Source organism: Williamsia herbipolensis, assembly GCF_036153515.1.
GTDB classification, from domain to species: Bacteria; Actinomycetota; Actinomycetes; order Mycobacteriales; family Mycobacteriaceae; genus Williamsia_A; species Williamsia_A herbipolensis.
Window position 1 is genome coordinate 2,493,332 of the sequence record NZ_CP108021.1, and the last position, 22,871, is coordinate 2,516,202.

The 22,871-nt window shown below is 69.2% G+C and carries 17 protein-coding genes; 9 read left to right on the forward strand and 8 right to left on the reverse strand.

Features of this window, described 5'->3' with window-relative positions:
* Window positions 1–1,524: a phytoene desaturase family protein gene (locus OG579_RS11205; RefSeq protein WP_328855995.1), complete on the forward strand. Its 1,524-nt coding sequence runs from the start codon at window positions 1–3 to the stop codon at window positions 1,522–1,524.
* A 6-nt stretch (window positions 1,525–1,530) separates the two neighbouring features.
* Here OG579_RS11205 and OG579_RS11210 read toward each other — a convergent pair whose 3' ends face one another.
* The 3 genes from OG579_RS11210 to OG579_RS11220 all read right to left on the reverse strand — a co-directional run bounded on the left by OG579_RS11210 (window position 1,531) and on the right by OG579_RS11220 (window position 4,428).
* On the reverse strand, window positions 1,531–3,021 hold the full coding sequence (locus OG579_RS11210) for a protein adenylyltransferase SelO (protein ID WP_328855996.1): 1,491 nt from the start codon (window positions 3,019–3,021) through the stop codon (window positions 1,531–1,533).
* Between the two features lie 38 nt (window positions 3,022–3,059).
* Window positions 3,060–3,308 carry a hypothetical protein gene (locus OG579_RS11215; protein ID WP_328855997.1) on the reverse strand — a complete coding sequence of 83 codons (249 nt, stop codon included), beginning with the start codon at window positions 3,306–3,308 and terminating at the stop codon, window positions 3,060–3,062.
* A 118-nt stretch (window positions 3,309–3,426) separates the two neighbouring features.
* The gene (locus OG579_RS11220; protein WP_328855998.1) at window positions 3,427–4,428 is read right to left on the reverse strand and encodes an oxidoreductase; all 1,002 of its coding nucleotides are present in this window, start codon (window positions 4,426–4,428) and stop codon (window positions 3,427–3,429) included.
* A 108-nt stretch (window positions 4,429–4,536) separates the two neighbouring features.
* Between OG579_RS11220 and OG579_RS11225 the strand changes: the two genes are divergently transcribed.
* A complete protein-coding gene (locus OG579_RS11225) occupies window positions 4,537–5,028 on the forward strand; it encodes a ribonuclease H family protein (protein ID WP_045821253.1) in 492 nt (163 codons plus the stop codon).
* Window positions 5,029–5,131: 103 nt separating this feature from the next.
* On the opposite strand, the gene OG579_RS11230 is transcribed toward OG579_RS11225, so the two are convergent.
* On the reverse strand, window positions 5,132–5,929 hold the full coding sequence (locus OG579_RS11230; RefSeq protein ID WP_055784097.1) for an SDR family oxidoreductase: 798 nt from the start codon (window positions 5,927–5,929) through the stop codon (window positions 5,132–5,134).
* Between the two features lie 74 nt (window positions 5,930–6,003).
* On the opposite strand from OG579_RS11230, the gene OG579_RS11235 reads away from it, so the two are divergent.
* From OG579_RS11235 to OG579_RS11255, 5 genes are all read left to right on the forward strand, one after another.
* Entirely contained in the window at window positions 6,004–6,567 is a 564-nt protein-coding gene (locus tag OG579_RS11235; RefSeq protein ID WP_045821188.1) for a TetR/AcrR family transcriptional regulator, read from the forward strand.
* A 78-nt stretch (window positions 6,568–6,645) separates the two neighbouring features.
* Entirely contained in the window at window positions 6,646–8,061 is a 1,416-nt protein-coding gene (locus tag OG579_RS11240) for an FAD-binding oxidoreductase (RefSeq protein ID WP_328855999.1), read from the forward strand.
* Window positions 8,062–8,103: 42 nt separating this feature from the next.
* Window positions 8,104–8,865: a decaprenylphospho-beta-D-erythro-pentofuranosid-2-ulose 2-reductase gene (locus OG579_RS11245; protein WP_045821186.1), complete on the forward strand. Its 762-nt coding sequence runs from the start codon at window positions 8,104–8,106 to the stop codon at window positions 8,863–8,865.
* 7 nt (window positions 8,866–8,872) lie between these two features.
* Window positions 8,873–10,831, forward strand: coding sequence for a galactan 5-O-arabinofuranosyltransferase (locus OG579_RS11250; RefSeq protein ID WP_408068665.1), 1,959 nt, complete (start codon window positions 8,873–8,875; stop codon window positions 10,829–10,831).
* Window positions 10,828–11,607, forward strand: coding sequence for an MBL fold metallo-hydrolase (locus tag OG579_RS11255; RefSeq protein ID WP_328856000.1), 780 nt, complete (start codon window positions 10,828–10,830; stop codon window positions 11,605–11,607). Before OG579_RS11250 ends, OG579_RS11255 begins: the two co-directional genes overlap by 4 nt.
* A gap of 4 nt (window positions 11,608–11,611) precedes the next feature.
* Here OG579_RS11255 and OG579_RS11260 read toward each other — a convergent pair whose 3' ends face one another.
* The 4 genes from OG579_RS11260 to aroQ all read right to left on the reverse strand — a co-directional run bounded on the left by OG579_RS11260 (window position 11,612) and on the right by aroQ (window position 15,860).
* Window positions 11,612–12,472, reverse strand: a complete 861-nt coding sequence (locus tag OG579_RS11260) for a metal-dependent hydrolase (RefSeq protein WP_328856001.1) — start codon at window positions 12,470–12,472, stop codon at window positions 11,612–11,614.
* 114 nt (window positions 12,473–12,586) lie between these two features.
* Window positions 12,587–14,191, reverse strand: a complete 1,605-nt coding sequence (locus OG579_RS11265; protein WP_328856002.1) for a hypothetical protein — start codon at window positions 14,189–14,191, stop codon at window positions 12,587–12,589.
* Window positions 14,192–14,201: 10 nt separating this feature from the next.
* A complete protein-coding gene (locus tag OG579_RS11270; RefSeq protein WP_328856003.1) occupies window positions 14,202–15,149 on the reverse strand; it encodes a phosphatase PAP2 family protein in 948 nt (315 codons plus the stop codon).
* Window positions 15,150–15,407: 258 nt separating this feature from the next.
* On the reverse strand, window positions 15,408–15,860 hold the full coding sequence (aroQ, locus tag OG579_RS11275) for a type II 3-dehydroquinate dehydratase (protein WP_328856004.1): 453 nt from the start codon (window positions 15,858–15,860) through the stop codon (window positions 15,408–15,410).
* Between the two features lie 119 nt (window positions 15,861–15,979).
* Here aroQ and OG579_RS11280 point away from each other — a divergent pair, with 119 nt between their 5' ends.
* Both OG579_RS11280 and OG579_RS11285 read left to right on the forward strand, forming a co-directional pair.
* Window positions 15,980–19,342: an arabinosyltransferase domain-containing protein gene (locus tag OG579_RS11280; protein WP_328856005.1), complete on the forward strand. Its 3,363-nt coding sequence runs from the start codon at window positions 15,980–15,982 to the stop codon at window positions 19,340–19,342.
* An 89-nt stretch (window positions 19,343–19,431) separates the two neighbouring features.
* Window positions 19,432–22,761 carry an arabinosyltransferase domain-containing protein gene (locus OG579_RS11285; protein ID WP_328856006.1) on the forward strand — a complete coding sequence of 1,110 codons (3,330 nt, stop codon included), beginning with the start codon at window positions 19,432–19,434 and terminating at the stop codon, window positions 22,759–22,761.
* The last annotated feature ends 110 nt before the right edge of the window (window positions 22,762–22,871 follow it).

The following is a 22,871-nucleotide window of genomic DNA, read 5'->3' on the forward strand; positions in this document are numbered from 1 at the left end:
GTGCAGACCTTCGACGACATCGTCATCGGCGCCGGCCACAACGGGCTCACCACCGCCGCGTACCTGGCCCGCGCCGGACGCCGGGTACTGGTGCTGGAGCGCTCCGATCACGTTGGTGGCGCGTCGATCTCGGCGCAGGTCTTCCCCGGTGTCGATGCGCGGTTGTCGCGGTACTCGTACCTGGTGTCGCTGATGCCCCGGTCGATCATCGCCGATCTCGACCTCGACGTCCGCCTGGTCCGTCGACGCTTCTCGTCCTACACGCCGGTTCCGGGACAGCCCGGGACAGGACTGCTGGTCGACAACGGCGACACCGACGCCACGCGCCGATCCTTCGCCACCGTCACCGGGTCGGACGCCGATCACGCTGCGTGGCAACGGTTCTACGATCGCATGGGTCGACTGGCGCATCGCGTGTTCCCGACGGTGACCGAGCCTTTGCGCTCGGCGTCGGAGATGCGGTCACTCGTCGACGACGACGAGCTGTGGTCGGCGCTCGTGGAGCGGCCGATCGGCGAGCTCATCACCTCGACGTTCACCGACGACACCGTGCGCGGCGTGGTCGCGACCGACGCTCTCATCGGCACCTTCACCGACTTGGACGACACGTCGCTGCGGCAGAACATCTGCCTGCTCTACCACCTGATCGGTGGCGGCTCGGGCGACTGGGACGTCCCGATCGGCGGGATGGGTGCGGTCAGCGGAGCGCTGGCGCGAGCAGCTGTCGTGGCCGGCGCGGACATCCGCACCGGTGTGCGCGTCGAGGCGGTCGACCCCGACAGCGGCGTGGTGTCGTGGGCCGGTGGCGAGGCCCGCGGCGCGATGGTGCACGCGGGATGCGCACCGAGCGTGCTGAACTCGATGCTGGACGAGCCGATCGACACCGAACCGGCACCGCGAGGGGCGCAGTTGAAGATCAACCTGCTGCTGACCCGCCTCCCCCGCCTGCGCGACACGACCGTCGATCCCGCCGCCGCGTTCTCGGGGACGTTCCACATCAACGAGAGCTTCGAGCAGATCCAGTCGGCCTTCGCCGACGCCGCGGCCGGTCGGATCCCGCGGGTGCCGCCCTGTGAGATCTACTGCCACACACTGTCCGACCGCAGCATCCTCGGGCCGGGTCTCGACGACATGCACACCCTGACCCTGTTCGGACTGCACATGCCGCCGGAGCTCTTCGTCTCGCCGGGGGCACGTGACCGTGCTGTCGAGGCCACGCTGGCGTCGCTCGATGCGGTCCTCGCCGAACCGATCCGTGACGTCATCGCCGTCGACACGAACGGCGTCCCGTGCATCGAGGCGAGGTCGCCGCTTGACCTGCAGGAGTCGGTCGGGCTACCCGGGGGCAACATCTTCCACCGGTCGCTGCAGTGGCCGTGGGCCGAGACCGACGCCGAGATCGGCACGTGGGGTGTCGAGACCCGCCACCCGCGGCTCACGATCTGCGGCGCCGGCGCGCGACGTGGCGGAGGTGTCAGCGGCATCCCCGGCCACAACGCCGCGCGGTATGCGCTCGAGCGATAACCGGGTTCAGGTGCCGCAGAAGGTCTGGAAGCCCTCGCCGAAGTCGTCCGGCGCCGGTTGCGCGTAGGCACCCAGGGCCGGGTCGGCGTCGAACGGTCGCGTGATCACACCCAACAGCATCTCGAACTTCTCGAGGTCTCCCTCGGTGGCGGCGCGTAACGCGATGTCCACGAGATGGTTTCGCGGGATGTAGATCGGGTTGACGCGATCCATCGCCGCGGCGGTGGCCTCTTCTGCCTCGGGGAGCGCGGCGTGCCACCGGTCGAGCCATGGCGCGATGGCGTCGCGTGGGATCAGGTCGTCGAGGGGGCGGGAGTTGCCGCGCAGCTCCTCGGCGAGAGCCCGGAACGTGCCGGTGAAGTCGGGGCGATGCTCTCGCATCACGGTCTGAAGGTCATCGATCAGGGCCGAATCGGGCTCGGCGAGGCCGATTTTCGCCGCGAAGTGGCGTGCGAGGTGCGCGTCGTGGCGGTCGAGGAAGGTCCCGAGCACCCCGGTGAGTGCCGCGATCGCCGCGTCGGTGTCGGGCTCATCGGGATCGGCGCTGATCTGAGCTGCGACGAGTGGGATGAGCGACTCGGCGAAGCGGGCGAGGTTCCATCCGATGACCGGGGGTTGGTTGGTGTAGGCGTAGCGACCCTGGACGTCGATCGAGCTGAACACGGTGGCCGGGTCGTAGGCGTCCATGAACGCGCACGGCCCGTAGTCGATGGTCTCGCCGGAGATGGTGGTGTTGTCGGTGTTGAGCACGCCGTGGATGAACCCGACGGCCATCCACTGAGCCACCAGTGCGGCCTGCTTGTCGACGACGGCCTCGAAGAACCGCAGGTAGCGGTCGTCGGCGCCGACGAGGTCGGGGTGGTGGCGCGCGATCGCGTAATCGGCCAACGGCTGCAGGGGGTCGCCCTGCCGGAGCGCGAACTCGAAGCTGCCGACCCGTATGTGGCTCGACGCGACGCGGGCCAGCACCGCGCCCGGCTCGGGGGCGTCGCGCATGATCGTCTGCCCGGTCGCGGTGACCGCGAGCGCGCGGGTGGTCGGGATGCCGAGCGCGTGCATGGCTTCGGAGATGAGGTATTCGCGCAGCATCGGGCCGATCGCGGCGCGGCCGTCGCCACCGCGGGCGAAGCGGGTCCGGCCGGAGCCCTTGAGGTGCAGATCCCGACGCGCGCCCTCGGCGTCGACGAGTTCGCCGAGCAGCAGCGCGCGGCCGTCACCGAGGAGCGGTTGATAGCCCCCGAACTGGTGTCCGGAGTAGGCCATCGCGATGGTGGTCGCACCCGGGGGCGGTGTCGATCCCGACAGGATCTGCGCGGCCTCGGCGGTGTGCAGTGCCTCGGGGTCGAGACCCAGTTCCTCGGCGAGGTCGGTGTTGACCACCAGTACACGCGGGTCGGGTGCGTGCTCGCCGACGAAGGGCACGAACATGCCCTCGAGATCGCGGGCGAAGGTGTTCTCGAGAGTGAACAGGGTCGACGTGGCGGCCGATGACGTCATACGACCAGGCTAACCACGGTTGCCACGGGTGGGTCCCGTCAGAACGTGCCGCCGAACGAGCCCGGCGGCATCCCACCCCACTGATTCTTCTCGGCGAGGTCCGGCGAGGTGCGGTGATACGCCTCGAGGTAGAAGCCATGCCATCGCGGCCAGTCGAGGAACACATCACCTGCCTGCGCCCGATACCGCCGGTACTGTCGCCGGGCGGTGAGGGTCAGTGATTCCTGCGCGTCTCGCGCAGCGCGTCGAGCTTGTCTCGCGGCGCTGTCGGTCTGCGAGCGCGACATCGCGGTCCGACAGACGTCGTGAAAGATCGCCCGTCGCCTCGACAAGACCTGCATGCGGAGCCTCCCAACTGCACGAACCCGGTTTCGACCGTACGCCCGTGCGACCCGCTGTAGTGGCTCAGAAGCCGCCGGCGACGGCCACCACTGTGCGACCGGTGCGGCCACCATTCGCGATCTCGGCGAGCACGGCGTCGACGTCGGACACCGGGACCTCGACGGTCAGGTCGTCGAGGTGGCGGATGCGCAGGTCACCGGCCAGACGCGCCCACGTCTCCCGTCGCTCGGCGATCGGCAGCTCGACGGAGTCGATACCCAGCAGGGCGACGCCTCGGAGGATGAAGGGCATCACGGTGGTGGGCAACGACACCCCGCCGGTGAGGCCGCTGGCCGCGACGGCGCCGCCGTACCGGACGGTCGACAGCACCCAGGCCAGCGTCTTGCCGCCGACGCAGTCGACGGCACCGGCCCAGCGCGCCTTGTCGAGCGGACGGATCTTGGCCTCGGGGTCCTCCGGGACACGACCGATGACCTCCGACGCTCCGAGCGCGATCAGGAGGTCGCGCTTGTCGTTCTTGCCCGTGGACGCGACGACCTCGAAACCTGCACCGGCCAGCAGATCGACGGCAACCGAACCGACACCGCCGGTCGCACCCGTGACGAGGATCGGACCGTCGTCGGGGGTGACCCCGTGTCGCAGGAGGGCGGCGACGCTCAGCGCCGCGGTGAATCCCGCGGTACCGATGGTCGCGGCCTGGCGCGGGGTCAGACCGTCACCTAGGGCGACGACCTGCTCGGCGGGAACCCGCGTGCGCTCGGCGTAGCCACCGTGGCGCGACACCCCGGTCTGGTACCCGTGCACGACGACAGGATCGCCGGCGGCGAAGTCGGGGCTCGCCGACTCCCGCACCGTGCCGGCGAGATCGATACCGGGAACGATCGGGTAGTTGCGGACCACACCCGCGCCGGGCGTGATCGCCAGTGCGTCCTTGTAGTTCACCGACGAGTACGCGACGTCGATGGTCACGTCGCCCTCGGGCAGGAACGACTCGTCGACGGTCTCGGTGGTCAGTGAGACCGTGCCGTCGGATTCGCGGGCCACGCGGGCCGAGAAGGAGCTCATGTCGCAACCCTAACCATCCCTCGATCGTGCACTCGTTCGCATCGATCGATCCGGAGCGGCGTCGCGCCTGCCCGGCGATGTCGTGTGCCGACCGTAGACTCGCGTCCCGTGATCATCGTGAGTACCGACGGGTCGTGTCTGAAGAATCCCGGCGGAGCCATCGGCTGGGCCTGGGTCGACCACACCGGTCCCACGGCCAGCGGCGGGGCGCCGTCGGGCACGAATCAGACCGCCGAACTGCACGCGATCCTCGAGGCCATCACCGCGCATCCCGGTCCGGAACCGCTGATGGTGGAGTCGGATTCGCAGTACGGCATCAAATGCTCGTCGGAGTGGCTCCCCGGCTGGAAGCGCAAGGGATGGCGGACCGCCTCGGGCTCGCCGGTGCGCAACCTCGACCTCGTGCAGGCCATCGACGCCGCGATCACCGGCCGTACCGGCCCGGTGCGCTTCCGCTGGGTGCGCGGCCACATGGGCAACGAGTTCAACGAGATGGCCGATCAACTCGCCGGTGTCGCCGCACGCGAGGCGCAGACCAGCGGCCGTGCGTCGGCCAATCACCGTCCCGCCGAGATCGCCGAACCGGTGACCCTGTTCTGACAGTGACCGACAAAAGCCGCTGAGCGGACCGGCATGCCGCACAGGGCGATGCCGATCCGCTCAGAGGTAGATCTCAGTCGTCTGGCGAGGGAGACGACGGGTGTCAGTGACTCCCGGCGAGGCGCTTGTTGACCAGACGCGTGAGGTACACCGGCGAGAAGCGCGAGCCGGCGGCCATCAGGCGGGTCTGTGTGCCGACGTTGTAGTGCACCTGGTGGATCAGCTTGCTGAACAGGTTGGGCTCGGCCGCGGCGACGATGCGGTCGGCGACGTCCTGGGGCCCGAGCTTGATGCCCAGGGAATCGGTGGTGCCGGTCTTGATGTTGGCGGTCATCGCCGTCTGCACGTAGAGCGGCCAGATGGCGACGACGCGGATGCCGTAGCTCGACCACTCGATGTCGAGGGCCTCGGTGATCGCGCGGACGAAGTGCTTGGTCGCGCTGTAGTTGGCCAGCTCGGCCTGACCGTAGATCGCCGACGCCGACGCGAGGTTGATCGCGACCGACCGCTTGGTGGCCTTGAGGTACGGGAACGCCGCGTGCAGGCCGTTGACCACGCCCTTGGTGTTGATATCGATCTCCTTGTGCAGCGTGGAGACCTTGAGCTGCTCGAAGCGGCCGGCGATGAGGATGCCCGCGTTGTTGAGCATCACGTCGAGCTTGCCGCCGGTCTTCGAGGTGAACTCGGCGAGCCGCTCGGCGAACTCTTCGGCGTCGGTGACGTCGAGGTGGCCGATGACCGGGGTCGCACCCAGATCCTCGATCTCGTCGGACAGGGTCTTGAGCCCCGCCTCGTCGATGTCGTATGCACCGACGATGTAGCCCTTGCGGGCGAAGGACAGGGCCGTCTTACGACCGATGCCGGCAGCAGCGCCGGTGATGAACACGCTTTTCGGGGCCATGAGAGCTTTCTAGCAGGTGATCGATCCCACAGAGAACGATGTTCCGTTATCGGAATGGCGTTACGGTTCCACCCATGGCCGATCTCGACCGACGACGACGTCGCACCATCACCGCGGTGTGCACCGCCGCGCGCACGCTGTTCGAGGAACGCGGCTATCAGGCGGCCACGATCACCGAGATCGCGGCCGCGGCCGACGTCGCCGTCAGCTCCATCTACGCGAACTTCCCCGGCGGTAAGCAGGACATCTACCTCGCGCTCGCCGATCAGGCGGTCGCTGCCAACGAGCACATCCTCGACGAGGCTGTCGCCGCCTCGACCCTGGCCGAGCGGGCGGGCGCCGTGTTCGACGCCTACGTGCGGTTTCACCGCGACGACGACCAGTTGGCGTTCCGGCTGATCGCCCTCACCGACGCCCTCGAACCCGACGCCAAGTTCGACGAGGCGCGCTCGGCCATCCGGATGCGCATCGCGGCGATGCTCGTCCGGGCGGTGGGCGAGCACGACGACCTCGACCGCACCATCGCCAGTTGGGCCGCGATCAACGGTCTGTTCTCGGCCCGCACGCAGGGGTTCATCGACGACGACACCCTCGACCGGACCCTGGCGACCACCCGGGCCTGGGCCGTCGCACGATAGGGAGGGTGGGTGCGGTCACCCGGATGAGATGGTCGACCACGCCGGAGGCGTCATGACCACGCAGTAGGCTGTCGACCGATGTCTACCACCGATCTGCCCATCGAAACCCGTCGACTCGTGGGTTGGAGTCGCACCACGCCGATCGACGGCCAGGTGCTGTCGACGCCGGATGTCGAGGTCATCGCCGATGCCGTCGCGCGGGTCGCCGACAGCAACGCCGACAAGCCCTCGTACCTGCGTCGCGGCGTCATCGCCCGCGGCCTGGGCCGCTCGTACAACGAGTCGGCGCAGAACGTCGGCGGCCTCACCATCGACATGACCCGGCTCAAGCGGATCCACTCGATCAGCGACGAGACGGCCATCGCCGACGTCGACGCGGGCGTCGATCTCGACACCCTCATGAAGGTGGCGCTCCCCTACGGCCTGTGGGTCCCGGTGCTGCCGGGTACGCGACAGGTCACCATCGGCGGGGCCATCGCGCACGACATCCACGGCAAGAACCACCACAGCGCGGGCAGCTTCGGCAACCACGTCACCGAGATCACGCTGCTCGTCGCCGACGGCCGCGTCCTCACCATCACGCCCGAGGGCACCAGCGACGACCCCGACGCCTCGATCTTCTGGGCCACCGTGGGCGGCATCGGGCTCACCGGACTCATCCTGCGCGCGAAGATCGCGATGACGCGCACCGAGACGGCGTACTTCATCGCCGACGGCGCCGTCACCCACACCCTCGACGAGACGATCGCACTCCACACCGACGGCAGCGAACACAACTACACCTACAGCTCGGGCTGGTTCGACGCGATCAGCAAGCCACCGAAGCTGGGCCGCGGCACCTTCTCCCGCGGATCGCTCGCACGCCTCGACCAGTTGCCCGATGATCTGGCCCGGAACCCGTTGGCGTTCACCGGCAAGACGCTCATCAAGTTCCCCGACATCTTCCCCAACGGTCTGGCGAACAAGCTCGACTTCGCGATCGTCGGCGAGGCGTACTACCGCATGGGCGGCAACTACACCGGCAAGATCCAGAACCTGACGAAGTTCTATCACCCGCTGGATCTGTTCGGTGACTGGAACCGCGCCTACGGCTCGAAAGGCTTTCTGCAGTACCAGTTCATCGTCCCGGTGGAGGCAGTCGAGGAGTTCAAGCAGATCATCATCGACATCCAGGCCTCGGGACACGTGAGCTTCCTCAACGTGTTCAAGCTCTTCGGCGAGGGAAACCGCGCGCCTCTGAGTTTCCCGATGGAGGGGTGGAACATCTGCGTCGACTTCCCCATCAAGAAGGGCCTGCACGAGTTCGTCACCGAGCTCGACCGGCGGGTGCTGTCGATGGGTGGCCGCCTGTACTCGGCCAAGGACTCCCGCACCACCGCGGAGACGTTCCACGCGATGTACCCGCGGATCGACGAGTGGATCGCCACCCGCAGGCGGATCGACCCGCACGGCGTCTTCGTCTCCGACATGGCCCGGCGCCTCGAACTGGCCTGAGCCACTCCCCCGTACCCGTACGTCACAACGAAGGAACTCTCCATGATCAACGCCGTCGGCGTGCCGAAGACCCTGCTGCTGTTCGGTGGCAGTTCCGAGATCGGCCTGGCGATCTGCGCCGAGTACCTGAAGAAGGGGCCGATGCGCGTGATCCTCGCGACGGTGCCCGGTGACCCGGCCGGCGACGCGGCGATCGAGACGATGACCGCCGCCGGCGCCACGTCGGTCGAGCGCATCGACTTCGACGCACTCAAGCCCGACACGCACCCCGAGGTGGTCGAGAAGGCCTTTGCCGGTGGCGATGTCGACGTCGCGATCGTGGCGTTCGGTGTCCAGGGGGTCGACGAGGAGGTCTGGCAGGACCAGCGCAAGGCCGTCTTCACCGCCGACATCAACTACACCGCCGCGGTGTCGGTGGGTGTCCTGCTCGGCGAGCGCCTGCGCGCGCAGGGGCACGGCCAGATCATCGCCATGAGCTCGGTCGCCGGTGAGCGCGTGCGCCGCAGCAACTTCGTCTACGGCTCCACCAAGGCCGGGCTCGACGGCTTCTTCCTCGGACTCGGGGAGGCGTTGCGCGAGTTCAACGTCCGCGTGTTGGTGATCCGCCCCGGCATGGTGCGCACACGTCTCTCGGCGCACGTCAAGGAAGCCCCGATGACGGTGAACAAGGAAGACGTGGGCCGCCTGGCGGTACGCGCCGCCGACAAGGGCAAGGAGATCGTGTGGGCGCCGCCGCCGTTCCGCTACGTGATGATCGTCCTGCGCCACATCCCGCGGCCGATCTTCCGCAAACTCCCCATCTGATCCCGACGTGAGCGCCGCAACCACCGACGCGTCGACGGCCGAGTCGCCGCACCCGTCGCCCGCGCCCGCCGGACACCGTGGCCTGCGTCGGTACGGCGTCGACACCGCGACGATCGTCGCGGCCGCGGTGGTCGCGGCGGTGGTCGGGGCGATCGGACTGTTCGCCATCGGTCAGGTGCAGTGGCCGGCGTTCAACTCCTCGAACGTCACCGGCGCGCTCACCACCGTCGGTCAGTGCGTGGCGATCGCGGTCCTGCTCGTCGCGGTGGTGGCCTCACGGATGGGTGCACTCACCCGGTGGGTGACACCGCTGAGCTGGGTGGGCATCTCGGCGTTCGCGACGGTCACCCTCGCGATGCCACTGGGTGCCACCAAGCTCTACCTGTTCGGGATCTCGGTCGATCAGCAGTTCCGCACCGAGTACCTCACGCGCCTCGCCGACACCCACGGCCTGGCCGACATGACCTACATCGATCTCGCACCGTATTACCCGGCGGGGTGGTTCTGGCTCGGAGGTCGGTACGCGAACCTCGTCGATCAGCCCGCGTGGGAGGCGTTCAAGCCGTGGGCGATCCTGTCGATCGCCGTGGCCGCCGCCGTGGCGATGGCGCTGTGGACCCGCATGATCCGCACCGACCGCGCGATCGCGATCACCCTGGCGACGACCGCGGTGACGATCATGTACGCGGGCCCGGAACCCTATGCCGCCGTGCTGATCCTCGTCGGTGCGCCGATGATGATCACGGTGTTCCACGCGCTGCGGTCCGGTCGACGCGCGGCCCTGCTCGCCGGCGGGATCTTCATCGGCGTCAGCGCCACCTTCTACACACTGTTCACCGGGTTGTTCGCGCTGTCGGCGGTGCTGATGGCCCTCTACCTCGCCGTCGACGCGATCCGCGCGACCGCCAACCGGGCCACCGACCCCGGCGCCCTCCGGCGTCGACGCCTGCGGGTACTCGGCGTACACGCGGCGCGGCTGATCGGCATGGGCGTGGTGTCCGGGCTGATCGCGTTGATCGTGTGGGCTCCGTATCTCCTGGCACGGCTGCGTAATTCGCCGGCCAGCGGCGGGACCGCCGAGCATTACCTGCCCTCGAGCGGGGCACAGCTCCCCACACCGATGCTGCACCTGACGTTGGTCGGCGTGCTGTGCATGATCGGCCTGCTGTGGTTGCTGCTGCGCAACCGGCAGCGCACGGTGTCGCTCGCACTCGGGATCGTCGTGATCGCGATCTACCTGTTCTGCCTGTTGTCGATGGCGCTGACGGCCATGGGGACCACACTGCTGTCGTTCCGGCTCGAACCGCTGCTCGCGGTGATCCTGTCGGCCGCGGGGGTTCTCGGCATCGCCGAGATCGCGCGGGCGGCCGTGAGACGGTTCGGTGACATCCGCTTCCTGGTGGTGGTCGCGGCGGTCGTTGCCGCGGTGGGGGTCTCGCAGAACATCCCCGATCACCTGAGCTCGGAGATCACGACCGCCTACACCGACACCGACGGCAACGGTGACCGCGCCGACAAGCGCCCGCCCGGCGCGCAGTCGTACTTCCCGCAGATCGACACCCTCATCCGGCAGCAGACGGGACGCCCACGCGACGAGACGATCGTCCTCACCGCCGACTACGGGTTCCTGTCGATCTACCCCTACTACGGCTTCCAGGGACTGACCTCGCATTACGCGAACCCCCTGGCCGAGTTCGACAAACGCGCCGCCGCGATCGAGCGGTGGGCGAGCCTGCAGACCCCCGACGAGCTGATCCGCGCCCTCGACACCTCGCCCTGGCGCGCGCCGCAGGTGTTCCTGTTCCGCTACAGCGCCGACGGATATGCTCTGCGCCTGGCCACCGACGTCTACCCGAACGACCCCAACGTGCGGCGGTACACGGTCGCCTTCGGTTCGGCCCTGTTCGACGATCCACGGTTCACCGTGACCGAGGTCGGTCCCTTCGTCCTGGTGGTGCGCAGATGAGTCACTTCACGATCACGACCGTCGAGAACGAGAGTGGCGGAAGCGCGCATCTCATCCACACCGAACACGTCAACTGGGTTCTGCTGCGCGACGATTCGGGTGTCACCCTCATCGACGGCGGCTACCCCAAGCAGGTCAACGACGTGATCGCCTCGGTGCGCGAGATCGGTGCGCAGCCCGGCGACATCCGCGCCGCACTCGTCACCCACGCCCACGTCGACCACATCGGCGGCCTCAGTCGTCTCGCGAACCGCTACGCCTTCCCGGTCCACCTCGACCCGGTCGAGGTGTCCCACGCGCGCCGCGAACACCTGCAGCAGGCGACACCGAAGTCACTGGCGAAGCTCGCCTACAAGCCACGCGTGCTTCGGTGGATGGCCGAGATCGTCGCCCTCGGCGGTCTCGACACCACCGGCATCCCCAACGCCGAACCGTTCGCCACCTCCGCCGACGGGTCGCTGGACCTGCCGGGGCGCCCGGTGCCGTGGTCGGCGCACGGCCACACCGACGGCCACAGCGCCTACCTCGTGGCCGGTGGCCGCGTGCTGGTGTCGGGTGACGCGTTGGTGACCGGACACGGCGTCACCGCCCACGTCGGGCCGCAGTGCATCCACCCGGTGTTCCACCACGACGAGGCCGCGAACCGGGAGGCCCTGCGCGCGTTGGCCGAGCGGGAACGGCTGTCGGGTACGGCAGTGGAGTTCCTCTTCCCCGGCCACGGTGAGGTTCACCGCGGGTCGGTGTCCGACGCGGTGGCAACGGCCCTGCGGGGCTGACGCCTCAGGTCGTGCGGTGGCCCCGGCCGGCCGCGAGGTTGTCGGCCAACACGCCGGTGTCGCCGAACAACTCGGCCCGCCACTCCTCGAGCAGGTACTCGGTGGGGTTGTCGTCGGGGTGGAAGCCGCGCCGGGTGTAGGTGCGGAGTTCATCGAGCACCTCGCGTCCCAGCCACGGATTGTCGCGCAGCGCGGCAAGACTCGCGAACAGTCGTCGCGGGTTGTAGGTGGCGCGATCACGCGCCATCGACACCATGGTCCACACGATGGTGTTCAGGACGAACACCACGTGGACCACACGCATGGTGGCGATGCGCATCCGCTCGGTCCCGCCCACGTACCGGTAGACGTCGAACGCGACGGCCTTGTGCTCGACCTCCTCGTAGGCGTGCCACATCAGCAGCGCCCGCACCTGTTCCGACGAGATGAGTGCGCGCGCCCGCGGTTCGGTGAGCAGCAGCGACGCCAGCGTCGCGGTGTAGTGCTCGAGTGCCGCGGTGATCGCCAGGGACAACCGGTGGGGCAATCGCCGGAACATCCGCGCCAGCGCGCGTTTGGTGTGCTTGTCACACGCCATCGTCGGGTACCCCATGGCGCCGAGTCGCTCGTTGATCTCGCGGTGCTCGCGGCCGTGGGTGACCTCCTGGCCGATGAACCCGGCGATCTGCCTACTGAGCACGGGATCGGTGACCTGGTCGCGGTAGTGCTTCACCGACCGGACGAAGAAGTCCTCGCCCTCGGGGAACACGGCCGAGAGCATCGACACGATGTGGCTCATCACGAGGTCCCCGGCGACATAGTGCCGCTCGAGGGATCCCTCGGGGTAGGAGAACCTGATCCTGCGCGCCCGGATGTCGGTCGCCATGGGGAACCTCCGCTGTCGGTGCCGGGCACGGTGACCACCGATAGGTGTGTCTGCCGTCACACGTACCCTTCGAGTGTCCTCCTGCGCCGGGCGCGGTGTCAACGCCTGTTGTGATCAGGTACAGCTCGGCGACTGCTCGGACAGCACGCCGCGCACCGACAGCGGCCCCTCGAGCCGATAGGTGCCCGGCTGCGGGGCCCGCACGGTGATCCACCCCTGCTGGGTCTGATCGATACACGCACTCACCGTCGGATCGTCGACGTCACGCGCGACCAGGTAACGGTTGGGGCGGATCTGGATGGGATGTGTTCCGGTGTCGGGGATCTCGACCACCATCTGTGCGGGGGTCTCGGTCACCAGCGACAACGGCGGCGCCACGACCGATCCCGGGTTAGCCACCCGGTAGAGCGTCCACTCGTCGTTGCCCCACTCGCGCGTGAGATACGGCAGTCCCGCATTGACCAGTGCCGCTTCGGATCTCGCCTGGCGCAGCGGCTCGTCGGAGACGGCGACCCACGACACCGCGTTCTCGTTCAGCCACCGTCGGTACGACAGCGGGGTGAGCGCGTCCTTCTCGTAGAAGATCGGGTTGAACCGCGAATCGGACTGGTTCTCCCACCCCCGCGCCAGCTTCACCAGCGACCCCAGTTCGTGTGATCCGGCGTGGGTACCCGCATCGATCAGCTCCACGCGGTGGTTGACCAGGCCGGGCCCGCGCAGCAGGGCCAGGCGCAGGGGCTCGTAGTTCTTCTCGGTGTCACCGGCATCGGCGACCGCGACCTGATCGGCCACGGCGACGAACCCCGCGTAACTGACCGCGGGCAGAAGGGTGACGAGCAGGATCGGCAGGGCGCGGCGCGAGAACCACAGGATGAGACAGGGGACCACGAGACAGAAGAAGCGACTCAGGTTCGACCCGATCCCGTTGGGGACGGCGAACACCACGATCGCGGTGATCATCGCCAGCGGCGCGATCCAGCGCTGCGGCGCCTCGGTGATCGCGTACCCCGCACCCAGGCCGATGAGGATCGTCCACACCAGCGTCGTCCACGGGAAGCCCTGGGCGCCGGGCGCCCCGAAGAGTGCGAACGGCACCACCACACCCAGACCGGAGCCGATCAGCACACTCCAGACCGTCCGGGATCGGTGGCCGCCACCGAGCAGGAACGGTACGGCCGCCAATCCCACGAACGCGGGTGCCAGCGGACTGGCGAGACCGGAGACGACCAACACCACCGCGGCGAGGGTGGTCGTCCCACGCTGCAGCAACAGCACGGCGAACAGCGCGAACGCGGCACCGACGGAGAACGCCACACGACCCGACATCATGTTGAGCACGGCGGCGACCACGATGGCCCACGTCAGCATCGTCGGGTGCACCGCCCGGCTGCCCGCACCGACGCCGACCGTCGCGTGCGCCAGGGGGTGCGCCATCACCGCGATCAGCAGGGTGGCGATCGCCAGCAGGGCCAACGAGCCGGTGAGCGCCGACAACGCCGGCACGAGAAGGGAGTAGCTGCCCGGCGACACCCCGCCGTACCAGCCGAACCAGTATCCGAGACCGACGCCCGACCGTGCGGCCTCCTCGCGCGCGATCGCGGCCTGCAGGTCTCCGAGGGTCGGGCTCAGCGCCCAGAGGGTGACCGTCGCGATCAGGGCCACCGCCAGCGGGAGTGCCATCGGCCAGCTCCGTTGCCGGCCGGTCACCCCGGTGGTCATCGAATCGGTCTCATTCGGCCGCGGTCAGCGTGTCGCCGACGGCCGGTTCGGCGTGGCGCCCGGCCTGGTCCTGATACCGCCGACGGACGCGGGATCGCCACAACGCCCTGATGCCGAACACGACGGCGGCGCCGACGGCGAGCGTGGCCAGACCGGCGAGGACGTCGAGGATGAAGTGGTTGCCCGAACCCATCACCACGAAGAACGTGGTGAACGGGTAGATGAGGCCGAGGATGCGCACCCACATGCGACGCGCGAGGAAGAACAGCGACAGCCCGCACCAGGCGGCCCACGCGCAGTGCAGCGACGGCATCGCGGCGAACTGGTTGGAGATGGCGTCGCTTCCCGGGGTGCCCGATTCCGGCCACCACCCCCACGACGACGTCTGGCTCATGATGTCGACGAAACCCTGCTGGCTCAGCAGCCGCGGCGGGGCCGTGGGGAACCAGTAGAAGCCGATCAACGCGAGCACCGTGGTGACGATGAGGATGGCGCTGACCGCGCGGTAGTGGGTGCTGCGGCGGAAGAACAGCCACACGAGCACGGCAGGGGTGACGATGAAGTGCAGCGTCGCGTACTGCAGGGCGACGATGTCGGCCACGATCGGCGTGTGGTGCACCCACTCGTTGAGCGGACGCTCGAGGGCGATGTGGAACCGGTCCTCGAACGACAGGAGCGACTCGGCGTTGCGGAAGGCGATGTCGGCGACCTCGCCGACGCTGTTGCGGATCAGCGAGTAGACGCCGTACAGGGCACCGATGAGGGCGATCTCGACCCACCAGCGGGGCCGGGCGAAGTACGCCGCGAGGGCCGAGAGCACGTGGAAACGGCTGCGGACGAGATCGGATTCGATCGCCTCGAGGCCGGCGTCGTGGCCTGCCGACACCGCCGTGACCTCGCGTTCGTCGACCGGTCCGTCGGTTCCGGGCGACTGGCGGGCGATGTCAGCGGTCGACATGACGAGCCTCCCGCATCGGACCTCCACATCACCGTCGACGTGGGTGTGATTCGCCCCCGACGGTCGCTTCGCACCATCGCGCACTCCGGCGGCGCAACAGCATTGCGAGGAATACTAACGGAGGACACTCGGCATCCCGCCCCCCACTTTTGCCCGAACGGCAGTTGAACAGGACAACTGCGACCGGATCTCATACCGAAGGATGGGCCGTCACGCTGGTCATCGCCACAGCGCCGACCGAGCGTGATGTGACCGAGATCACTGCGTGTCGAGCAGCTCCGCGACCCGTCGGAGCGCGTATCCGTAGCCCGAGACACCGCATCCCGCGATCACCGCCGAGGCGATGGGCGAGACGTAGGAATGGTGTCGGAAGTCCTCGCGGGCGGCGACGTTGCTGATGTGGACCTCGACGATCGGCACCTCGGGGATCACCAGCGCATCACGCAGGGCCACCGACGTGTGGGTCCATCCTCCGGGATTGACGACGATCGCGTCGACCGTCCCGCGGGCGGCGTGGATCCAGTCGAGCATCTCGCCCTCGTGGTTGGTCTGCCGGGCGACGAGGGTCAGGCCGAGCTCGTCGGCGGTGCGCTGTGCGAGCTCGACGACGTCGGCGAGGGTCGCCGGTCCGTAGACCTCGGGCTGGCGGGTGCCGAGCATGTTGAGGTTCGGGCCGTTGAGGAGGAGGACCGTCCGGCTGCGCTGGGACATGACCGTCACTGTAGGGCGCCCGGCCTCCTGCGCGGGGCAGCCTCGCCACGCGGTTACGATCAGCAGCTGTGCCCGAAAACCCCCGGCCCGCGACGTCGCCATCCGAGCAGCCCCGGAGCGTGACGGACCGCCGATCCGGCCGGGACCGTGTGCGTGTCGCCCGCATCGTCGCCGTCGTCGCCGGACTGATCGGGTTCGTGCTCGCCATCGCCACACCCCTGCTGCCCGTCACCCAGACGACCGCCGAGATCGACTGGCCGCAGGTGTCGGCCGACCAGCAGCTGCGGTCGGTCACCGCGCCGCTGATCAGCTACGTGCCGATCGACATCGAGGTGTCGGTGCCCTGCTCGGCGGTCACCCGTCTCGATCGGCCCGGGCAGTCGGTGCTGCTGTCGACCACACCGAAGGACGCCGAGAAGGCCGTCGAGCGTGGCCTCTTCATCCGTGTCTCGGGGTCGACCACCGATCCCGCCGACCAACGATCGGTCGAGGTCGTGGTCCGCAACGTGCCGCTGGTCAGCGCATCACTGGCGCAGATCCAGGCCCAGAACTGCCGCAGCATCGACGTCACCGCCACCTCCGACGCGGTGACTGCGCGGTTCGTCGGCATGACCGACTCCGACGGCGCACCCCTGCAGGGCGAGACCTCCGACGGTGACCAGCGTCCGCAGCTGACGGGCATCTTCACCGACCTCACCGACACCGCCGGCGCGATACCGGGTCTGCGCGCCCACGCCACGATCGACTCGCGTTACTCCACCGCCTCGACCGCCATCAAGTGGACGGCGATCGTCGTCGGCGTCGTCGCCACCATCGTCGCGCTCATCGCGCTGGCCGTCCTCGACGGCACCGACGGCCGCAGGCACCGCCGCATCCTGCCCGCGCGGTGGTGGCGGTTCAATCCCCGCGACGGTGTCGTGATCGGCGGGTTGCTCGTCTGGCACATGGTGGGCGCCAACACCTCCGACGACGGTTATCTGCTGACCATGTCGCGCGTCGCCGAACACGCGCATTACACGGCCAACTACTACCGCTGGTACGGCGCACCCGAGGCGCCGTTCGGCTGGTACTACCAGGTGTTCGGATGGCTCGCCCACATCAGCACAGCGAGCCCGCTGGTCCGGCTCCCCGCGCTGCTGTGCGGGATCGCGGTGTGGCTCATCATCTCCCACGAGATCCTGCCCCGGCTCGGTCGCGCCGCCACCACCAGCCGCATCGTGCCCTGGACCGCGGCGTTCGTGTTCATGGCGTCATGGTTCCCGTTCAACAACGGTCTGCGCCCGGAACCGATCATCTGCCTCGGCGCGCTGCTCACCTGGTGTTCGGTGGAACGGGCCATCGCCACCGGGCGCACCCTCCCCGCGGCCGTGGCGTGCACCGTCGGCGCGTTCAGCCTCGCCGCCGGCCCCACCGGACTGATGGCCGTCGCGGCGCTGATCGCCGGTGGACAACCCATGATCATGTCGATCATCAAGCGCACCAAGGCGATCCAGGAGACCACCGGTGGTCGCCGCTGGGTCACCTACCTCGCGATGATCGCGCCCGTGCTCACCGCGGGGACGTTCGTGATCTTCGTGGTGTTCTCCAATCTCACGCTGACGGCGTTCCTGCAGGCGTCGAAGATGAAGACCGCGCTCGGCCCGTCGCTGCACTGGTACAACGAGATCAACCGCTACTCGGCGCTGTTCGAGTTCTCCGCGAACGGCTCGGTCGGTCGCCGGTTCGCGGTCCTGGTGATGCTGGTCGGACTCGTGGTCTCCGGCGCGATGCTGTTCCGCAAGAACCGGATCCCCGGCACCGCGATGGGCCCGACCCGACGCATCGTCGGCATCACCTTCGCCTCGCTGGTGTTCCTCATGTTCACGCCGACCAAGTGGACCCACCACTTCGGTGTGTTCGCCGGTCTCGCGGCGGCGCTGGCCGCCATCGCCGCGATCTCGGTGACGGCGACCGCGATGCACTCGCGCCGCAACCGCACCCTGGTGACCGCGCTGGTGCTGTTCGTCACCGGTCTGGCCTTCACCGGGCCGAACGCCTACTTCTACATCTCCAACTACGGGATGCCCTACGGCTCGCAGCCGGTGCGGTTGATCGTGGCGCTGGGCAGCATCCTGCTGTACCTGAGCATCGCGACGCTGGCGCTGGCGGGCTGGTTCCACCTCCGCGACCCGCACCGTCCCGCACCCGACCCCACCGCCGATACGACGACCACCGCCACACGTACGCGGCGTGCGCGGATCGTGGCCGCGCCGCTGCCGGTGGCCCGCCGTTTCGCGGCCGCCCCGCTGGCGATCATCGCCGGGCTGCTCGTGGTGTTCGAGGTCTCGACCGCCGTCGTGTCCGGTGTGAACCAGAGCGGGTCGTTCTCGGTGCCGTCGTCGAACCTCGACGCGTTGACCGGTTCGCCGTGTGCGATGGCCGAGAAGGTCCTCGTCGAGCCCGATCCGAACGCCGGCCTCCTGCAACCGATCGACACGTCGTCGTCGGATCCGCTGGCCGGACCGCGGCCCGAAGGCACGTCCGACAGCAGTGCCGCCACCAGCAACTTCACCCCCAACGGTCTGCCGATGATGCTCGACTCGACGGCCAGCGAGGGCTCCCTGGGTGTACTCAGCACCAACGTGGCGGCCTCGCCGGACGTGCTGACCAACAACACCGGGGGCACCGGCGGTGGCGAGAACGACAAGCCCGGCGTCAACGGGTCGACGGCCAAGCTGCCGTTCGGCCTCGACCCCGACCGCACCCCGGTGCTCGGCAGCTACTCCGCCGCCGACCAGGTCCCCGCACGTCTGACGTCGTCCTGGTACCGCCTGCCCGCGAAGTCGGCGAACACCCCGCTGATCGCCATGGCCGCGGCCGGGAACTTCGACATCTCCGATCTCAAGCTGGAGTACAGCACCGGCAGCGGCACCCGCGACAGCGACTACACCTCGGCCGGCGAGGTCGATCTCATCGATCCCGGACCGAGCCCGTCGTGGCGCAACCTGCGCACCTACCGCAGCTCGTTCCCCGCCGACGCGACCGCGGTGCGCATCGTGGCCACCGACGACAACCTGGCGTCGGACCGCTTCATCGTGGTCAGCCCGCCCCGGGCGCCCCGGCTACAGACGCTGCAGTCGCTCGTCGGCGACCGCGACCCGGTCCAGATCGACTGGACCTCGGGTCTGGCGTTCCCGTGCCAACGACCGTTCGATCACAGCGACGGCGTCGCCGAGGTGCCCAAGTGGCGCATCATGCCCGGCGCCGACCTCGCCGCGGCCGTCTCGGCGTGGCAGGACTCGTTCGGCGGCGGTCCGCTCGGCTGGATCGAGGTGTCGCTGGACTCCACGACGGTGCCCAGCTACCTCCAGGACGACATCGGCCGGGACTGGGGGTCGCTCGAACGCTATGAGCCCTACAACGACACCGTGGGCCCGGCGCAGCTCGAACTCGGCACCCGGACCCGCTCGGGATTGTGGAGTCCCGCCCCGATCCGCTACTGACCACCGCGCTCGCCGCACACCCGACGTCGATGTGCACAGTGGCGATGCGGCGGCCGCAGACAAGTCGCATACCATCGTTGCTCGTGCCGATGACTGCCCGACTGTCCAGTGCGACAACCGCTCGCCTGGTGGCCGTGAGTGCCGGTGTGGTGGGGATTCTCGCGTGCATCCTCACCCCGTTGCTGCCGGTGAACCAGACCACCGCCGCGTTCTCTTGGCCCGCCGGGCAGTCGCTGGCGGCCGACACGCCGTCGGTGGTCGCGCCGTTGACGGCCCAGACGCCGCAGTCGCTGACCGCCTCCATCCCGTGCTCGCTGGTCGACTCGCTCGGCACCGGTGGGGGCACGGTGCTGGCCACCATGCCGACCACCGCCGACCGCGCCTCGCAGAAGTCCCTCGTGGTGTCGGCGAACTCCTCGACGGTCACCGTCTCCTTCCGCGGCACACCGGCCGCATCGGCCACCCGTGAGCAGGTCCGGTCGCCGCAGTGCCGCTCGATCCGCGTGTTCTCCTCGCCGACCGGACCGGGCGCACAGTTCGTCGGCCTCGGTCCGGCCACCACCCTCACCCCCGACAAGCGTCCGCAGGTCGACGGGATCTTCAGCACGCTGACCACGCCCCGGGTGCAGGCCGCGGCCGCCCAGGGCCTGCGCGTCGACGTCGGCATCGACAACCGCTACGCCAGCTCGCCCTCGGCCATCAAGCTCGCGGTCATGATCATCGGGATCCTGGCGATCGCGCTGGCGCTGGTCGCGCTGGCGCGCCTCGACTGGCTGGGCGGGCACCACCGCCGGATCGGCGTGCGCTCGTGGCGGCGCGTGTTGGCCCCGCGCATCACCGACACCGCCGTCACCGCGGTGCTGGTCGTGTGGCTGTTCCTGGGTGCAGGCACCCCCGACGACGGATACGTGCTGACGATGGGTCGCGTCGCCGACGGCGCCGGGTACCTCTCCAACTACTACCGCTGGTTCGGCATCCCCGAGGCGCCGTTCGACTGGTACTACAGCTTCCTGGGTCACTGGTCGTCGGTGTCGACAGCCGGCATCTGGATGCACATTCCCGCGCTCGTCGCCGCCCTCGTCTCCTGGTTCGTGCTGAGCCGCGTGCTGCTGCCCCGTCTGGGCGCCGCGGTCCGCCGCAGCGGGTGGGCACTGTGGGCCGCCGCGGCGGTGTTCGTCGCCTTCTGGCTGCCGTTCGACAGCGGCCTGCGCAGCGAACCGATCATCGTCGCCGGCTCGCTGCTCACCTGGTGGGGTGTCGAGCAGGCCATCGGCACCCGCCGACTGCTGCCCGCCGCGCTCGCCACCGGAGCCGCCGGCCTCACCCTCGCCCTGGCGCCGCACGGCGTGATCGCCGTCGCGGTCCTCGTCGCCGGAGCGCGTGCGATGGTCGAGGTGGTGCTGCGACGTCGCCGCGACGACGGTCTCGCGGCCCTGGTGCTGCCGGTCGCGGCGGCCGGGCTGTTCACCCTCATCGTGGTGTTCCGCGACCAGACCCTCGCCACGGTCTACGACGCGGTGCGCATCCGTTTCACCGTCGGCCCCTCGCTGAGCTGGCACGAGGAGTACTTCCGTTACTTCTTCCTCACCGTCAGCACCGACGACGGCGCACTCACCCGACGGGTCCCGGTGCTGCTGTTGCTCGCCTCGGTGTTCGTGGTCCTCGCGGTCATGTTGCGCCGCAAGCGGATCCGCGGGATCGATCCGGGTCCGGTGTGGCGCGGGATCGGCGCCGTCGGTGTCACCCTCGTGCTGTGGGTGTTCGCGCCCACCAAATGGACCATCCAGTTCGGCATCTTCGCCGGGATCGCCGCGGCGCTGGCCGCCGTCGCGACCGTCGCCATCGCGCAGTCCGCGGCCCGCTCGGCCCGCAATCTCGCGGTCCTCGTCGCCGGGCTGCTGTTCGCGCTCGCGGCGTCGATGGCCGGCAAGAACGCGTGGCCGTGGGCGTACGACTTCGGCATCTCGTGGTTCGACCGCGCGCCGGTGCTGGCCGGGATCCAGGTCTCGACCATCCTGCTGGTGCTCGCCGTACTCGCCTCGGCGGGCGCGGTGTGGCTGCACCTTCGACTCGATTTCGTCGCCAACCGCGGTGTCGTCCACGAATCCGCATCCGCCGACCCGTCGGCCCACATCGAGGCACCGTCGGACGCGCCGTCCAAGGCCGACCGTCGTCGCCTGGTCCTGGCGTCGTCCCCCATCGCCGCGATCGCCATCCTCATGGTGGTGGCCGAGCTCGCGGTGTTCGCCAAGGCCGCCGTCGCCCGCGGCTCGGAGTACACGGTGGTCGGTGCGAACCTGCGAGCGCTGGGCGGGAACACCTGCGCCATGGCCGACGACGTCCTCGTCGAACGCGACGCCAACGCCGGCACGCTCGTGCCCGCCGACGGAGGTTCGGCATCGGCGGCGCTGGCCGGCACCGGTTCGGTCGGCTTCACCCCCAACGGGGTCGCGCCCGACCTGTCGCCGGAGCCGACGCAGTCACGCCCCGGCCAGATGAACGTCGCCGGCACCATCCAGAACGCCTTCACCGTCACCGGCGGACTGCCGGGAACACTGGGCGGCAACGGACCCCGCACCGTCAACGGGTCGACCGCGGCGCTGCCGTTCGGTCTCGACCCGTCGCGCACCCCGGTGCTCGGCAGCTACGGGTACGACTCGGGTCGGGCGTCGTTGACCAGCTCCTGGTACCGCCTGCCGCAGCGCGGCAGCACGCCGCTCATCGTCATCAGCGCGGCCGGCGCGATCGCCTCGGTCGACGTCGACGGTGTCGCCGAGTTCGGTCGCTCACTGCGTGTGCAGTTCGGGATCAGCTCCCCGACAGGCGAGTTCACCCAGATCGGCGCGCCGTTCATGCCGATCGACCCCGGACCCGAACCGCCGAACCGCCCGTGGCGCAACCTACGCATCCCGACCGAGGCCATCCCGCCGCGCGCGCAGGTCATGCGGATCGTCGCCGACGACGACAACCTCACCGCCGATCAGTGGCTCGCCATCACCCCGCCGCGGGCGGCGCAGCTGCAGACCCTGCAGGAGGTCGTCGGGTCCTCGGCGCCCACACTGATCGACTTCACCGTCGCCGGCCAGTTCCCCTGCCAGCAACCGATCGTCTCGCGCCACGGCGTCACCGACGTCCCGCGGTGGCGGATCCTGCCCGATCGCATCACCGCACTGTCGCAGTCGAAGACCTGGATGGACTCCGACGACGGTGGCCTGCTGGGGATCTCGGAGGGCACCACGACACCGACCACGGTGCCGACCTACCTGCGCGACGACTGGTTCCGCGACTGGGGATCGCTCGAGCGCCTGGCCCCCCTGGCGCCGGACGCGCCCACCGCGACCGTCACCCTCGGCGACCGCAGCCGCTGGGGATGGTCGCGTGACGGATCCATCCGCGTCGTGACATCGGACGACTCGTGAGCGACGACGACGTGAGCCGAGACGGCGTGAGCAACGACGGCGTGAGCGAGACCCCCGACCGCACGGGCACGACCTCTGAGGGCACCACTGTGACGAAGACATCCACACGA